The following is a 16,543-nucleotide window of genomic DNA, read 5'->3' as shown; positions in this document are numbered from 1 at the left end:
AGAGATTGAATATGAAAAGGTATATCCATAAAATCAAATATCAAGGTCTGTTCTTTAAAATATTTGTCGTTATGGTGGTCAGCATCACTGCGGTGTCCTTGCTGACCTCTTTGGTGACGATTCGGATGTCTGAACGACTGTTCGCCGAAACATTCAGTATTACGAATGCCAAGGTACTCAGTCAGATTGAATCCAGCTTTGAGTCCTTCAATGATTCTATCGTGAATGCCGTAACCCATGCTTCGGAAAATGGAACGGTCAAAAACTACCTGACAGGAGGGCAATCCGACTCCATTAACTCGGCGCGTATCTACTTCGGTATGGCACAGCAGATGAAGCAGATTAAATCAAATGTCGACGCCTATGATGTTAGTGTCGCCATAACGGGCATGAACGGTCGAAGCTTCTTTTCCGACTCCTCCTACTGGCCGGTAACTGCGGAGGAGCTCAAGAGCAGTTTGATTACAGCCCGAAGCGCGGCACAGCCGACACGGCTTATGTATCAGCTGGATACGGATCTATTTCGTCAGCAAATGAATACTACCGCACAGAAACCCACGCCCTATATTATCGCCTCCAAGGCATTTATGGAGCGAACTAGCGGTACGTTGTATGGCATGATCTACATTGCCATTCGCGAGCCGGAGCTCCGCCGCTTCTATAACAACTTCACAAGCAACGGCAATGATGTGCTTATTTTGGACAAATCGGGACTCATTGTGTCGAGCAACCGTCAGGACTTGATCGGACAACGTTCCAATGAGCTGCTAGGCTATGCCACAAAAATTAATGAACAGGGACTTAACTACATCAATGCCGATGTGATGAACAAGGAAAGCATCCTTCTTTCCAACTACATTCCTTCTTATGATTTTTATCTGGTGAACATGATCGACAGACAAACCGCGATCGGACAGATTATTGACGTCAAATCCGTTGTACTGATCTGCATTGGCATCGTATTGATTGCTTTGTTAATTGTTTTTCTGATTTCCCGTCGCCTGATTCGTTCTCTGACCCGGCTGGTCAAGCAAATGTCGACCGTCCGCGAGAAAAATTTTGATAACTATATCCCGGTAACGGGCAGCTATGAGGTCAGACAGTTGAGTCATGCCTACAACTACATGCTGGATGAACTGAATGACTATATCCAGAAGCTTCTAAAGACGCAAAAAGGACAACGAAATGCAGAATTGGCTGCCCTGCAGCGGCAGATCAATCCGCATTTTCTGTACAATACACTGGCTTCGATCAAAATGCTGGTGCTTAAAGGAAACAAGGAGACCGCCGCCGAGACAATCAACGCGCTCATTTCCCTACTGCAAAATACGATCAGCAATGTAAGTGAAACGATCACCATCGAGCAGGAAATGGCCAACATGCAAAATTACGTGTTCATTAACCACGTGCGCTATGGGCAGCGGGTACAGGTGAATTATTTTGTGTCGCCGGATTGTCTGGAGTACCATGTGCCCAAGCTGATTATCCAGCCTTTTATCGAAAACTCGTTTTTCCATGCATTTAATGAAAAAAATACAGGACACATCTATATATTGGTGTCCAAAACGGACGACACTCTCATCTGCGAAGTAGTCGACGACGGGGACGGTATGGATATGGACGGACATGCTGTGCAGGACGGATTGCCGAATCCCAAGAGCAAGCGCCAACTGTTCACGGGCATCGGCATTCAGAACGTACACAACCGCATTACCCTTTTATATGGAGAAGAATATGGCGTGACCATCTCCAGCAAAAAAGGCGAGGGTACCAAAGTGAGATTGACACTGCCATTGATCGTAAAACCCACCCCTCTTATCTAATAAATATAGGCTGAACTTAAAAAATGCGCATGTAAAACGGAGTGGGTGGAATGGTGCTGTACAAGCGAAGCGGTCGCTTTTGTCCCCGGATTTCTACCTTATGAAAGACTTTATTCAAGAAATCCGGGGGCGGTGGCGATGGGAAGCACCATCCACCTGCGTAGTAGCACGCCATCTAATTTCAGGCTCAATCTAAAAAAAATACCTAAACCAAAATAAAATACAAATGTAAGCGGTACCTTTTTTGATAATTCATAATAATAAGACCAATCGGTATAAAGATATTCCTAACGCCTGCAAAACAAGGATGATAAACTAGATTTATAAACAAAGTAACCGCTTTCACTCAAAAGGTTTAGCACGAATAAGCAACATATAAAAAAGAGTAGGGGTTGAACGAAATGAAAAAAATGACTTTCCTTCTGCTGATCGCAAGCTTGATCTTGCTGTCCGCATGTTCCAGCAATTCCGAGAAAGCCGCGACTACCACGGATTCCGGCAAGAAAGAAATCACGGTCTGGGCTTGGGACCCGAACTTCAATATCGCGGCACTGAAGCTGGCGAAAGATCGCTACGTTGCCAAACATCCTGATGTAACCGTAAACATTGTAGAATATGCTCAAAATGATATCGTACAAAAAATGAATGCCGGTCTCAACTCCGGTTCCACCAAAGGATTGCCTAACGTGGTTCTGATCGAGGATTACCGGGCACAGAACTTCCTGCAAGCCTATCCCGATTCCTTCCATGATATGAGCAGCTCGATCAAAGCATCCGACTTCGCGGATTACAAAATCGGACCAACCAGCTACAACGGCAAGCAATACGGTGTTCCATTCGACTCCGGTGTTATGGGTCTGTATGTAAGAACGGATTATTTGGAACAAGCCGGCTACAAAGTAGCTGACCTGACCAACATTGATTGGGACAAATTCATTGAAATTGGTAAAGCTGTGAAGCAAAAAACAGGTAAAGAAATGCTCACTCAAGATCCGAATGATCTCGGTCTGATCCGCGGTATGATCCAATCCGCAGGTTCATGGTACCTGAAAGAAGACGGTAAAACGCCAAACCTGGCTGGTAACGCAGCTCTGAAAGAAGCGCTCTTGACGTACAAATCCTTGTTCGATGCGAACATTGTTAAAATGAATGCCGACTGGAGTCAATTCCTGGCAGCCTTTAATAGCGGTGCAGTTGCTTCCGTACCAACAGGTAACTGGATTACGCCTTCAATCAAAGCAGAAGCTTCGCAATCGGGTAAATGGGCCGTTGTTCCTTTCCCTAAATTGAAAAATGTACCTGAATCCGTGAATGCTTCCAGCCTCGGCGGCAGCTCCTGGTATGTCCTGAACACAGACGGTCAAGATACCGCTGCTGATTTCCTGAAAGAAACATTCGGTTCAGATCAAGAGCTATATCAAGATATGCTGAGCAAGATTGGAATTGTCGGTTCATTAAACGCAGCTTCCAGCGGTAAAGCTTATGACGAGGCAGATCCGTACTTCGGTGGCGATAAAGTCTACAAAAAATTCGCAGAATGGACCAAACAGGTTCCAAAAGTCAATTATGGCATGCACACTTATGCAATTGAGGACATCATGACAGTTGAAATTCAAAACTACTTGAATGGCAAAGATGTAGATGCAGTTCTGAAAGATGCTCAAGGACAGGCAGAAGCACAGCTTAAATAAAACAGTCCATCTAGCCAAGGCTAAACAATAAAACGATAAGCACTTAAAACCTTGGGCTTTCGAGTTCAAGGTTTTATTGCTGCATGGGGAGTTGACATGGTATGAAGACAGCCGCGCCCAAAATGACGACATCACGTTTCAAGGCAGGTATGACAGGATGGTTGTTCATATCCATCGCAGTGATCATGATTGTGGCTTTTTATTTCTATCCGATGATCCAGGCGCTCATCTTGTCCTTCAAGACAGGTACAGGGTCTAATCTGACCTTCAACGGCATTGATAACTACAAACGTCTGTTCACCGACAGCATGTTTATAACCGCCGTGAAGAACACGTTTATCTATTTGATTTTCCAGGTGCCATTGATGGTGATTCTGGCCCTGTTCATTTCCGTACTGCTGAATGATAAAAACCTGAAATTCAAAGGCTTTTTCCGCACAGCGATCTTCTTACCTTGTATTACATCCCTTGTAGCCTATTCGGTTGTATTCAAATATCTGTTCTCGGCTGATGGTCTGGTAAACTCCTTATTGCTAAATCTGCACGTGATCGGCACGCCGATTCAATGGATTACAGATCCCTTCTGGGCCAAGGTTACGATTATTATTGCGATCACATGGCGCTGGACCGGCTACAATATGATCTTTTACTTGTCCGGTCTCCAGAACATCGACAACTCGATCTACGAAGCGGCCCGTATTGATGGAGCTTCCTCCATTCGACAATTTTTCAGCATAACCGTTCCACTGCTCAAGCCGATTATCCTGTTCACCTCCATCACATCGACGATTGGTACACTCCAGCTCTTCGATGAGATTATGAACATTACCAAAGGCGGACCGGGGAACGCGACTTCTTCCATTTCGCAATATATTTATAACCTGTCCTTCAAATATTCATCCGACTTTGGTTATGCGGCGACCGTATCCTACTCCATCGTCATTATGATCATTATCTTGTCGATCATCCAGTTCAAAGTGGCAGGTGAGAAGAAATGATGAAAACGAAAAGATTATTTACGTATGCCTTTCTGATTATTATATCGTTCGTTTCGATATTCCCGTTCCTGTGGATGCTATCCAGCGCCACCAACCTGTCGGTTGATGTGACGAAAGGCAAGCTGCTGCCCGGCTCTCATCTGATGGATAATATGCACAATCTGCTGGAAAAAGTGGACATCGTTACCGCACTGAGTAATTCGGCGAAAATCTCGATTTCCACGACACTGCTGGCAATGCTGATTGCCTCACTGGCAGGCTATGGGTTTGAAATTTACAGAAGCAAAGCCAAGGACGTAGTCTTCAATATCCTGCTAATGTCTATGATGATTCCGTTTGCGGCGATCATGATCCCGCTCTATCGGATGTTCGGCAGTATCTCCAATACGTTGCCTTGGATCGGCATTGATACCCTTTCGTCTGTCGTCATTCCGACGGTTACCACGGCGTTTCTGATCTTCTTTTTCCGTCAAAGCACCAAGATGTTTCCGAAGGACTTGCTGGAAGCCGGTCGTATGGACGGATTGTCCGAGCTGGGTCTGTTCTTCCGGGTGTATATGCCTACGATGAAAACAACCTATGCCGCTGCCGCCATCATCACGTTCATGTCGAGCTGGAATAACTACCTCTGGCCTCTGATCGTGTTGCAAACGCCGGAAAATCAAACGATTCCGTTGCTGATCTCGAACCTCGGCTCCGGCTATGCACCGGATTACGGCGTGATTATGATTGCCATCGTCCTGTCCACGTTGCCGACTGCACTGGTATTTTTCCTGATGCAGAAGCATTTTGTAGCAGGTATGGTAGGCTCGGTAAAATAACAGACTTGCTGTGAAATACCTTCATTTTATTTTTAAAAATAAGGAGTGTTCGCCTTGACCATCCACACCCCCAGCCTGGATTGGCTGACCGACGTAACCAAGTTTGCAGTACATCGTCTGCCCGCCTATTCCGATCATAAATATTACGCTACACTTCAGGAAGCGGAGCGCCAAGGCGATATGGTCTGGCGTCATAGCCTGAATGGTAGCTGGAAGTTCAACTATGCTACGAACCCATCCAGCCGTCCGGCGGAGTTCTATGCCCCTGATTTTGAATACGGCGGCTGGAGCGACATTCAGGTACCGGGTCATATTCAGACGCAAGGCTTCGGCCAAATGCAGTACGTGAATACGATGTATCCGTGGGACGGACATTCGGATGTTCGCCCACCACATATTCCAGAAGATCACAACCCGGTCGGGAGCTATATCAAAGGCTTTGTTTTGCCGGAACATATGGCTTCTGACGCGCAGCCTGTGTTTATTTCTTTTCAAGGCGTCGAATCGGCTTTCTATGTATGGTTGAATGGACACTTTGTCGGCTACAGCGAGGACAGCTTTACACCGTCCGATTTTGAACTGACACCGTTCCTGCAAGCAGGCGAAAACAAGCTGGCGGTTGAGGTATATCAGAGAAGTACAGGAGCATGGCTAGAGGATCAGGATTTCTGGCGTTTTTCCGGTATTTTCAGAGACGTATATCTGTACACCATCCCGTCTGTTCACGTACGTGATCTGCATGCCAAGGCCGATCTGGATGCCACGTACACGCAGGGCCTTCTGGAGCTGGAGCTGACCTTGGAAAAAGCAGTAGCCGCCTATGCGACCGTCAATGTCAAAGATGCTGGAGGCCAGATTATCGCTTCTTTGAAGGCGGATTTTACAGATGGCAAGGCTTCTCTGTCGGCAACACTGGATCAAGTCCAGCGCTGGAGCGCCGAAAAGCCTTACCTATACACGTTGTTCATCCAAATCTACGAACCGGATGGAACGCTGATCGAGGTCATTCCGCAAAAGATCGGCTTCCGCAAGTTTGAGCTAATCAACAAGGTGATGCATCTGAACGGCAAGCGGATTGTCTTCAAGGGCGTGAACCGCCATGAATTCAACGCTCGCACTGGACGTGCGATTTCGCGTGAAGATATGCTATGGGATATTCGCACCCTCAAGCAAAACAACATGAACGCGGTCCGCACCTCTCACTATCCTAACCAGACTCTGTGGTATGAGCTGTGCGATGAGTACGGGGTGTATGTGATTGACGAAATGAATCTGGAAACACACGGCTCCTGGCAAAAGCTTGGCGCAGTCGAGCCTTCGTGGAACATTCCCGGCAATCTGCCGGAGTGGCAGGATATCGTTATGGACCGCGCCATTTCCATGCTGGAGCGGGACAAAAACCATGCGTCCATTCTAATCTGGTCCTGCGGTAATGAGTCCTATGCGGGTGAAGTGCTGCGGAATGTAGCCAACTATTTCCGAGCCACCGACCCGAGCCGTCTGGTGCACTACGAAGGCGTGTTCCACAACCGTATGTACGATGATACCAGCGATATGGAGAGCCGGATGTACGCCAAACCCGCAGATATTGAGCAGTATTTGAACGACAATCCGCAAAAGCCGTATATTAGCTGTGAGTACATGCATGCGATGGGTAATTCCATAGGCGGCATGCACAAGTATACAGAGCTGGAGAACAAATACGAGCTGTATCAGGGCGGTTTTATTTGGGACTACATTGATCAGGCGGTTATGAAAAAAGATCGCTACGGACGCGAGTACCTCGCGATCGGCGGCGATTTTGACGACCGTGCGACAGACTATGGCTTCTGTACGGACGGAATTGTCTATGCGGACCGGAAGGTTTCACCGAAGATGCAGGAGGTCAAATTCCTGTATCAAAATCTGAAGCTCACGCCGGATCGCACAGGCGTGACGATTCGCAATGAAAATCTGTTCGAGGGAACAGAAGACTACGAGCTGGTATACAGCCTCCTTCATGAAGGCTATGAAATCGCACGGAACGTGATTCAAGTGGATGTAGCCGCACAGACAGAAGCTCATATTCCGTTGACGCTGGTAGATACGGTTGGAGTAGACGCGCCTGGTGAATACGTCATTCACACGTCTTTGGTCTTGAAAAAAGCTACGCTGTGGGCGGAGGCTGGATATGAAGTAGCCTTTGGGCAGTATATTTTCATCGTGGAAGATACCCGTCCGCAAAAGGCTCCTACGGGCGGTGCCTTTCGAGTCGCGCATGGAGATGTTAACATCGGCGTCCATGGTGCAGATTTCAGCGCCATGTTCTCCAAAGGAGCAGGCAGCCTGACTTCATTGCGCTACGCGGGACGCGAGATGATCGCTATTCCTCCCGCACCGTTGTTCTGGCGTGCAACCACAGACAATGACAGGGGTGTAGCGCTTGGGTTTGAAGCGGGCGGTTGGTTTGCTGCGAGTCTGACACGCAAATGCGTGGAGATTGAAGTCACGGAAGAACAAACAGACCGTGTAACCGTTACGTTCCGCTATACATTGAGCATTCATGCAGACGTACGGGTAGCAGTGGCATATACCGTCTTTGCCGATGGCAGCCTGAAAGTGAAATCCACTTATGAAGGCGTCTCGGGGCTGCCTAACCTGCCGATCTTTGCGCTCTCGTTCAAGGTTCCGGCAGACTACCGCCATCTGGACTGGTACGCCATGGGACCGGAGGAAAACTATATCGACCGTGCCTTCGGGGCAAGACTCGGTGTATTCCGCAACGAAGCAGCGGATAACGTATCCGGTTATGTCGTGCCACAGGAATCCGGTAACCGTACAGGCGTACGCCGTGTCGATATTACCGACGATTCTCAGCGAGGTATTCGCATTACTGCACCGGCAACCGCGCCTGTGGAATGCAACATTTCACCGTATACGGCATTTGAACTGGAAAATGCATACCATCAGTATGAGCTGCCAAACGTCTACTACACCGTCGTCACGGTGGCTGGCAAGCAAATGGGTGTCGGCGGCGACGATAGCTGGGGTGCTCCGGTACACGAGGAATACCAAATTGCAGCCGATCAAAAGCTGGAATTTGAGTTTACCGTGCAAAGGGTATAAATAAGTTCACCGCATAGATATCAGGATCATCATTATGCAACAAGCTAAGCCCTTCCGGCTTCCCACGAGAGGAGCATCGGAAGGGCTTTTGTAATTCAAATAGCTGTCCAGTGAAAATAAAGTCTTAGACTGCCACTGTTGTCATTCAACTAACGTATCCCGTTAGCCAATCATGTAGCGCAAAATCAGCGCTGCACCACAGAGAATGAAAATTTTTGCTTGGTATTTTATACTGGAAGTACGGCTGGGAGAGGAAGGTCGATGAACTATGGTGCGATTAGAGCCCATCCGTTAGTCTGACTCCAACGACCACGGTGCACCACTGAATGTTGCTCCCACTGGGAAGCACTCATAGTAGATTAATCCTATTCTGGTTGTTGCACCAGTCTCCAATCATGATGCCGTAGGAAGGTTGAATGGCATGGATGTAATTATTGAACGGGCGTGCGGTATGGATGTCCATAAAGACAATATTACTGCATGCATCATGACACCTGAAGGAAAGGAGATTCAAACATTTTCAACTAAAACTGTATTTCTTCTTAAGTTAGTGGACTGGATTAAGGAGCACAGCTGTACTCATGTCGCCATGGAAAGCACAAGTGTTTATTGGAAACCTATTGTAAATTTAATTGAGGCTGAAGAGATCGAATTTCTGGTTGTTAATGCCCAGCATATGAAAGCTGTGCCTGGACGCAAAACCGATGTTAAAGATGCAGAATGGATTTGCCAACTCCTTCGCCACGGACTGATTAAAGCCAGTTTCATTCCAGACCGTAATCAACGTGAGTTAAGAGAGCTTGTTCGTTATCGCCGGAGTATCATCGAAGAACGTGCCAGACAGCATAATCGAATCCAAAAAGTATTAGAGGGAGCTAATATTAAGCTTGGTTCCGTTGTCTCAGATATTATGGGAGTTTCCTCTAAAAAAATGCTTTATGCGATTGCTGAAGGTATAGATGATCCTGGGCAACTGGCCAACATGGCCCTTCGAACACTAAAACGAAAAAAAGATGAACTCGAACTTGCCCTCCAAGGATACGTAAGTCCCCACCAACGCCTAATGATAAAAACCATTCTAACTCACATCGACTTTCTAACTCAACAAATTGATATGCTGGATCAAGAAGTTGCACGGCGAGTAAATCCTTACCAAGAAGATATCGAACGATTAGACTCAATTCCAGGCATATCAATACGAATGGCCGAACAAATCCTGGCTGAAATCGGTACAGATATTAAAAACCAGTTTCCAAGCGCAGCTCATATGTGTTCCTGGGCAGGACTTGTTCCTGGCCATAACGAAAGTGCGGGCAAAAGGAAATCGGCTAAAACCAAAAAGGGCAATAAATATTTGAGATCAGGCTTAACCGAAGCTGCTCATTCCGTAAAAGGATCTAAGAATTACCTTGGCGCACTGTATAGGCGTACAGCAGCGCGAAAAGGAAGGAAACGAGCAGGAATTGTAGTCGCTCATGCCATGTTGAGAATCTCCTATTACCTTCTAACTCGTAAAGAAATGTATGTTGATCTAGGGGAAGACTACTTCAATAAGCAAAGGGAACAGTCCATTGTGCGACATGCTTTACGCAGACTTGAAGGGCTAGGCTACTCCATTACCATCACTAAACCAGAAGGCTCCTGATCTATATAAGCTACAATAAAAAGCTATTCAGGCGCTCTCCCCTTTTAAAAAAAACGAACGAGCTGCGTCTTCTTTAATGCTGCCTTTTTCCACACTTTGGTGCAATAAATTTTCATAGTAGTTGAGCCATAAATCATAGATTATTTTCACTTTGGGAAACTAGATATCCTCTGACGGATTTATAATCGCCAGAACCTGATGATCCTCCCACTCTCCGTTGATCTTTACGTTGCTTCGAGAGATGCCTTCTTTGTGAAAGCCAGCCTTCTCAAGCACATGGATTGATCCTGGATTCCGAGGAGAGGCTTCCCCGACGATCCGGTGAAACTTTAGCTCATCGAAAGCGTAACGCACCACCTGCTTTACCGCCTCCGTCATATAGCCCTTGCCGTTATAAGCTTGGTCTAGGTCGAATCCGATCATACAGCTCTGAAGCGGTCCCCTCACCACAAAAGATAGCCCTATGCTGCCTATAATCCGGTCGTCCTCCTTGTGGCATACCACGAAGGAATATCTCCGATCCTCCATCATGTCGGCCTTGCTCGTAATAATCTTCTGGATCTGGTGCTCCTCCGTATAGTACTCCTCTAGATTGCTTGGCGAAAACTTCTCAAACAACTCCCGATTGCGCTTGTACATTGTTGTTAATTCTGCGGCGTCCGCCTCCTCAGAGAACCGGACGTATACACGCTGCTCCGACATCTGCACCATCCTTCATTACTATGATATTGAGAGAATCCCCGCCATTAGCCTCCAAATAAGCATGAGTCTGCCGTGACCGATTAGCTCGTAGCAAGATTGACATATGTTCGTGTAAAATCAAGGTTTTGCAAGTCTCTTTTATCTATCAAAAATATACAGCTTTCTCCCTTTCAAACTCTTACATAAGATTACAGAATTACAGGCTGACAAGCTATTTCTCTAGCAAAATATAAGGATGTACATGAAAAAGAGACCCTTTGGGGGAGCATATTAATACTTTCTTAACGTTGTGAATCCGCATTTTCCTGATGGTACCCCAGAAAGACAAATGGATATATTAAATACACTTATTGATACACTAAATAAGGATACCCTTATTTAGTGCCAAAATTAAAATCGAAGACAAAAAGCAATCTATCTCGTAAGAGAAGTAAATGAAATTAAAACTGAAAAAGAAGGATTTGCGTTAAAATAAATAAATTGGATATTGGAAGAGGAACATATTTCAATATTGGCTGCTAGCAAAATGGAAGTACCACTCTTTAATTGGATAGAATAAAAAGGAGGATTACACTATATGACAACGCACGAAGAAAGATTTCAAGAAGTTTTAAGGAAAGATAACACTGAGGAGTTATTCTCTAAGATCAATTATATTTAACCAGATATATAACATCACACTAGCTGAGTCAATCGTGCATATAAATAGTGAAACTTTCCTTTGATTTTGATGTAAGTTTGTCCACTCCCCTTTTTATTCTAGTTATGAAAGAAAAACATTAGTTGAATGTTTAACTTTCTCGATTTCTTGTTCATTTGCACCATTATTTGTTACTAAAGCAGTTATCTCAGACCAATCACATATTTTATACAAACTACTTCTGTTAAATTTAGTATAATCCCCTAATACATATCTTTTTTTTGAATGCCTAATTATTTCTTTATCTACAAAAGCATCTGAAGATGATGGGCTTGAAGGTCCACTTAGATTACTAAATCCATCAGTCCCCAAAAAGCACATGTCTACTTGTATTTGCTTGATAGCTTCAATTGTCCACCCACCATAAACGGAAGAACTTTTTTCTCTTAATTGACCACCAAATAAAAAAACTTGATTTCTTGATTTTATCAAAACACTAGCTACAGGAAGCGAATCAGTAAAAATCTTATATCCTGATTTTAAAGATAATAGTTTTGCTAATTCAAGTGTTGTACTTCCTGTTCCAATAATTAATGAAGAGTTTTCTTGAATTAAGGATAATGCTTTTTTAGAAATCCTTTTTTTTAATTCTATATTTTCTTCTTGTCGAGTTTGAAAAGAATGCTCGATAGCATTATGTTTCAATGTTGCACCGCCATGGCTTTTTACAAGCAATCCTTTCTTTTCTAAATAAGTTAAATCTTTTCTAATGGTTTCATATGAAACAGAGTGTTTATTTGCAAGCTCGCTGACGTATACAGTTTCATTACTAACTAATTCTTCTAATATTAGATTTCTTCTTTCATCCATCAATAACATTAGCACATTCCTTTCTATCTTTTTAATTCACTTGTTACTCTAAATCAGCATGATTCTGACTCATATATTGTGATCCTACATTTAATAAATTCATTAATTCTATAACAATTACATCATACATTAGAAGACTTTTTTGTTCAAATAAAGTACCTAAAGGCTGGAATGAAACGCTCTTATCGTCAAGTGATTTATTTGGTGCAGAAATATTAATTGAGTAGTCTGCTAAATTTGCAAGTTTAGAATTTATGTTAGTTGTAAACAAGGCAAGTTTTAAATTATTTCTTTTTGCTGAGTTAGCTATAGAAATCAAGCAACTAGTTTCCCCAGATCCAGAAGCTATAACTAATAAATCACCTGGTTTACTATGAGGTGTTGTAGTATCTCCAACAACATATGCGTTTAATCCTAGTTGCATCAATCTCATAGCAAATGCTCGAATCATTAACTGAGATCTACCTGCACCGCATAAAAAAATTTTTTTTGATTTCAAAAGATCTTCCAATAAAGTATCTAACTTAATTTCATTATTTCGGGAATTATTTTCTTTCAATTCACTCATAATAATATCTAGATTTTCTTTAATTTTATTCATTTTAGCCACTCCATGTTTATATTTTTTTCTTAAAGTAAGAATACAATTGGTTTTAGTTGGTGTCAATAAGCCTTATTTATAAATATTTTATACATAAATAAATATTGACAACCAACCAAAACCAATTATATTATTGGTATGCAAAGTAAAGCGCATACAAAACGAGGGGGTTTTAAAGGTGTCTACTAAAATTGCTATTGCTTGTGATGATATAGGTTTCAACAGAAAGGAGGAAATTAAGGAGTATTTATTGACCGAAAAAAATGCAGAGATTGTCTTTGACCCTGTAAAGACGAAAGAGCAAGGAATGAATACCTTTGCGGAATTAGCTGATGAAATGGCAACACTATTACAAAAAGATCATTTTAGATTGGGAATTTATATTTGTGGTACAGGAATTGGATTCACTTGCCAAGCCAACAAGCATTGGGGCATTAGAGCCGTCGCAGTTACAAATCCTTATTCGGCAAAAAGAGCAAGATTGAGTAATAATGCTCAGATTATTGGACTTGGTTGTAACGTCAACAGTTTAGAGTATACTAAGATGATTTTAGATGCTTGGTATGATAACGCTTTCGATTTTTCTACGGCAAAAGAAAATTCAAAAAAAAATCTGCAAGCAGCCGAAATAAATGATAATAAACTTTTGCAAAAACCAAATTATGTTGCTTGGAATATGGGATTCAGACCAGATAACTAATTATGAGAATAAAAATAAAAGGAGGAAAACTAGATATTTGAATCTAGTAAACCACTACTATGGATATCATCACTCACTTTATAAATGATCTTGGTAACTTTATCTTTATTCCATTCGTATTTTTAATAGTAATGTTATTGTTCGGAAGACCTCTCTCTGAATGCATAGCGTCAGCTATGAAAGTTGGTATTGGATTTATTGGCTTAACAATGACAATCAATTTAATGTTAGACAAAATGCAGCCAGCTATTAAAGGATTAGCTGAAAATACTGGTTCATCATTAAATACGATTGATGTAGGTGGGGCTGCTACTGCAGTTATGGGGTTTGGCTCTGATTTGGGTGCTATAGTAATCCCATTATGTTTCGCGATTAACATAATAATGTTATTCTTACGTTTAATTGATTGTGTGAATGTTGATTTATTTAATTTACATCAGAATGCTTCTATGGGAGCTATTGTTGCTGCATTTTCCGGCAGCCTTTTATATGGCATACTGACTGCAGGTCTATTTCATGTATGGGCACTTATTGCTGCCGACTTAGGAGCAAAAAATAATGAGGAATATTTCGATTTACCAGAAGGCGTTTCCATTTCTCATCCAGTAGCGAATACCTATCTTATTTTTGCTTATCCATTTAATTGGTTGTTTGATCGAATTCCTGGATTTAATAAACTTAATGTTACTTCAGAAACTATTCAGAAGAGATTTGGTATTCTAGGAGATCCAACTATTGTAGGCTTTTTTATCGGTGTTGTACTTGGTCTATTTGGATTTGGGTGGAGCGATCCATACAAAACAATTATTTCAAGCTTACAATTAGGAATGTATATTGCCGCAGTAATGCTTTTACTTCCAAAAATGACATCTATCATGATGGAGGGCTTAGTACCGTTATCAAAAGCAGCCCGTAAAAAGTTAGTCAAAAAATTTCCAGATAGAAAAATTACAGTGGGGATGGATACTGCTTTAATTATTGGACATCCCTCGGTAATTGCACCAGCATTATTATTAATTCCAACTATGCTTATTTTAGCAGTTATTTTACCTGGTAATACAGTAATGCCACTGGGTGATTTATCACAATTCGTTTTTTTCATAGCATGTATGGTTCCAGTTTTTAAAGGGAATATTATCCGTACATGGCTTGCTGCTACTATTTGTTTTGGTGGAGGACTATATATTTCAACATGGATGGCTAAGCCAACTACAGAAGTATTTCTGAAGTTCGGAGCAGGTGGACATGATGGAGTTATGTACTCATCATTAAATCCTTCTGCTAATCCTTTTACAGGTCTATTCGCCGCAACAACAAATGTAGGTGTAATTGGATTCATCCTAATAGGATTACTTCTTATTTCGATTGGTTACCTATTAAAAAGAAAAAGAAATAAAACTAATGCAGTAAAATCCGTATAATACTATAAGGAAAAGGTGATTTTTATGCGTAAGAAAGTACTAGTAGTATGTGGAAATGGAATTGCATCTTCATCAATTATGGTTTCTATGCTGGAGGACTATTTTAAAGAAGTAAATATTGACGCTGAAATTGAAAAGGCTTCCCTTATTGACCTACGTGGAGACGCTTCAGCTGAGAAGATAAACAGTAAAGATTTAGTTGTATCATCCACAAAAATTGACAATGAAAATATCACTACAAAAGTAATCATTGGTATTGGACTTTTGACAGGAATAGGTGAAGATGAAGTTTTAGAAGCAATAAGAAAAGAGCTATCGTAAGGAAGAGGTGGGTGTAATACATGGAACTGGAATTGGAAATATACTTTACAGAGCAAGACGCTTTTAACGATATTGATGCTATAAAAAAGGCTGGAGAAGTTTTAGTAACGCATAATGCTGTAAAAACAGATTTTATTAAAGCATGTGTAGACAGGGAAAAATTATTTCCAACCGGACTTTCTTTACCTAACGGATCTACTATAGCAATGCCCCATAGTAATTCTGAAAACGTATTATTTAATAGTATTAGTATTGTTCGAACAAAAACCCCAGTATCTTTTGGTAAAATGGAAGATCCTGACGAAAAAATCTCTTGTAATTTAATTTTTAATATGGCTCTTTCTTCAGGAAAAATACATGTGAGAATGTTAAAAAAATTAATCTCATTATTTCAGGAGAAAGAATTTATTGATAATTGTTTAACATTAGATCAAGCATCCGTCCCTCAATATGTACTAAAAAAACTTAACGAATAACTTTGCTTTTGATGAACTTTCTAACTTTAAAAATGTATGAGTAATATTCAAAAGCTTCAAAGGATGTTTTTAATCTTTTGAAGCTTTTTTTATACGGTCTTTAAAAAATTAAATTGAATAAAAATTCTATTACGGAAATTAGAAAAGTAACCTGTATTCCAAAGTAAATCAATTAACAACACCCCGTCAAAGAATTTTTCAAGGTCTATATCCACGACCCATCTTAGGCCGGTTTGGATATGAGGTTGCGCTTGCTTCACCGCGTCGTGTGCTCGTTTTCCCGGTCTGAAGCCGTAGCTGTATCCGGAGAAATAAGGATCGAAGATCGGGTTCATCACTTGCAGAAGCGCTTGCTGGAGAAATCGGTCCATTACGGTCGGGATGTCCAGCAGCCTCACGCCGCCTCTGGATTTGGGGATTTCCACTCGTTTGACAGGCATAGGTCTGTAGGTTCCTTCGAGGAGTTCGGACTTCACCGTTTCCCAGTGTGTTTTCAGGTAAGCTTGTAGCTCGGCTACGGTTACACCATCCACACCAGGGACTCCTCCGTTCTGGACGACTCGCTTATACCCGAGTCGAGGGTTCTTTCCTTCGAGCATTCGCTCCAGCAGGTCGCTCTGGTCTTCGCGAGAGGAAGGGGCGATTTGTGCCGACGAAGAACTCGGCGCTCCGGCATACTCTTCCAGCTTCACCGTATCCCTTTGCCGTGAGCTCCCTTTCGGGATATTC

At 42.5% G+C, this 16,543-nt stretch carries 13 protein-coding genes and 1 pseudogene; 10 read left to right on the top strand and 4 right to left on the bottom strand.

Annotated features, from left to right (window positions below):
• Positions 1-11: 11 nt before the first annotated feature.
• The 6 genes from AC0WRU_RS01310 to AC0WRU_RS01285 all read left to right on the top strand — a co-directional run bounded on the left by AC0WRU_RS01310 (position 12) and on the right by AC0WRU_RS01285 (position 10,083).
• On the top strand, positions 12-1,823 hold the full coding sequence (locus AC0WRU_RS01310; protein WP_476126911.1) for a sensor histidine kinase: 1,812 nt from the start codon (positions 12-14) through the stop codon (positions 1,821-1,823).
• 401 nt (positions 1,824-2,224) lie between these two features.
• Positions 2,225-3,514, top strand: a complete 1,290-nt coding sequence (locus tag AC0WRU_RS01305; protein WP_476126910.1) for an ABC transporter substrate-binding protein — start codon at positions 2,225-2,227, stop codon at positions 3,512-3,514.
• 101 nt (positions 3,515-3,615) lie between these two features.
• Positions 3,616-4,512 (top strand): carbohydrate ABC transporter permease, encoded by an 897-nt coding sequence (locus AC0WRU_RS01300; RefSeq protein WP_025686098.1) that lies wholly within the window; start codon positions 3,616-3,618, stop codon positions 4,510-4,512.
• Positions 4,509-5,333: a carbohydrate ABC transporter permease gene (locus tag AC0WRU_RS01295; RefSeq protein ID WP_134911599.1), complete on the top strand. Its 825-nt coding sequence runs from the start codon at positions 4,509-4,511 to the stop codon at positions 5,331-5,333. Before AC0WRU_RS01300 ends, AC0WRU_RS01295 begins: the two co-directional genes overlap by 4 nt.
• A gap of 54 nt (positions 5,334-5,387) precedes the next feature.
• Complete coding sequence (lacZ, locus tag AC0WRU_RS01290; protein ID WP_476126909.1) at positions 5,388-8,438, top strand: beta-galactosidase, LacZ type; 3,051 nt, start codon at positions 5,388-5,390, stop codon at positions 8,436-8,438.
• A 421-nt stretch (positions 8,439-8,859) separates the two neighbouring features.
• Positions 8,860-10,083: an IS110 family RNA-guided transposase gene (locus AC0WRU_RS01285; protein WP_025684813.1), complete on the top strand. Its 1,224-nt coding sequence runs from the start codon at positions 8,860-8,862 to the stop codon at positions 10,081-10,083.
• 159 nt (positions 10,084-10,242) lie between these two features.
• Here AC0WRU_RS01285 and AC0WRU_RS01280 read toward each other — a convergent pair whose 3' ends face one another.
• From AC0WRU_RS01280 to hxlB, 3 genes are all read right to left on the bottom strand, one after another.
• Positions 10,243-10,785: a GNAT family N-acetyltransferase gene (locus AC0WRU_RS01280; protein ID WP_476126908.1), complete on the bottom strand. Its 543-nt coding sequence runs from the start codon at positions 10,783-10,785 to the stop codon at positions 10,243-10,245.
• 763 nt (positions 10,786-11,548) lie between these two features.
• A complete protein-coding gene (locus AC0WRU_RS01275) occupies positions 11,549-12,304 on the bottom strand; it encodes a DeoR/GlpR family DNA-binding transcription regulator (RefSeq protein WP_476126907.1) in 756 nt (251 codons plus the stop codon).
• Between the two features lie 34 nt (positions 12,305-12,338).
• Complete coding sequence (gene hxlB, locus AC0WRU_RS01270; RefSeq protein ID WP_476126906.1) at positions 12,339-12,896, bottom strand: 6-phospho-3-hexuloisomerase; 558 nt, start codon at positions 12,894-12,896, stop codon at positions 12,339-12,341.
• A 178-nt stretch (positions 12,897-13,074) separates the two neighbouring features.
• Between hxlB and AC0WRU_RS01265 the strand changes: the two genes are divergently transcribed.
• Genes AC0WRU_RS01265 through AC0WRU_RS01250 form a run of 4 tightly spaced genes read left to right on the top strand, consistent with a single transcriptional unit; the run spans position 13,075 to position 15,814 of the window.
• Positions 13,075-13,596: an RpiB/LacA/LacB family sugar-phosphate isomerase gene (locus tag AC0WRU_RS01265; protein ID WP_476126905.1), complete on the top strand. Its 522-nt coding sequence runs from the start codon at positions 13,075-13,077 to the stop codon at positions 13,594-13,596.
• A 59-nt stretch (positions 13,597-13,655) separates the two neighbouring features.
• Positions 13,656-15,017, top strand: a complete 1,362-nt coding sequence (locus AC0WRU_RS01260; protein ID WP_476126904.1) for a PTS galactitol transporter subunit IIC — start codon at positions 13,656-13,658, stop codon at positions 15,015-15,017.
• Between the two features lie 24 nt (positions 15,018-15,041).
• A complete protein-coding gene (locus AC0WRU_RS01255) occupies positions 15,042-15,338 on the top strand; it encodes a PTS sugar transporter subunit IIB (protein ID WP_025686081.1) in 297 nt (98 codons plus the stop codon).
• A 20-nt stretch (positions 15,339-15,358) separates the two neighbouring features.
• Positions 15,359-15,814 carry a PTS sugar transporter subunit IIA gene (locus AC0WRU_RS01250; protein WP_476126903.1) on the top strand — a complete coding sequence of 152 codons (456 nt, stop codon included), beginning with the start codon at positions 15,359-15,361 and terminating at the stop codon, positions 15,812-15,814.
• Positions 15,815-15,993: 179 nt separating this feature from the next.
• Here AC0WRU_RS01250 and AC0WRU_RS01245 read toward each other — a convergent pair.
• Positions 15,994-16,413: pseudogene (locus AC0WRU_RS01245) on the bottom strand (reverse transcriptase domain-containing protein); the annotation flags it as partial.
• Positions 16,414-16,543: the final 130 nt, after the last annotated feature.

Source organism: Paenibacillus sp. 1-8 (assembly GCF_056316205.1).
Note: the sequence above shows the minus strand (reverse complement) of the source record. Positions and strands in the feature narration are given on the sequence as shown.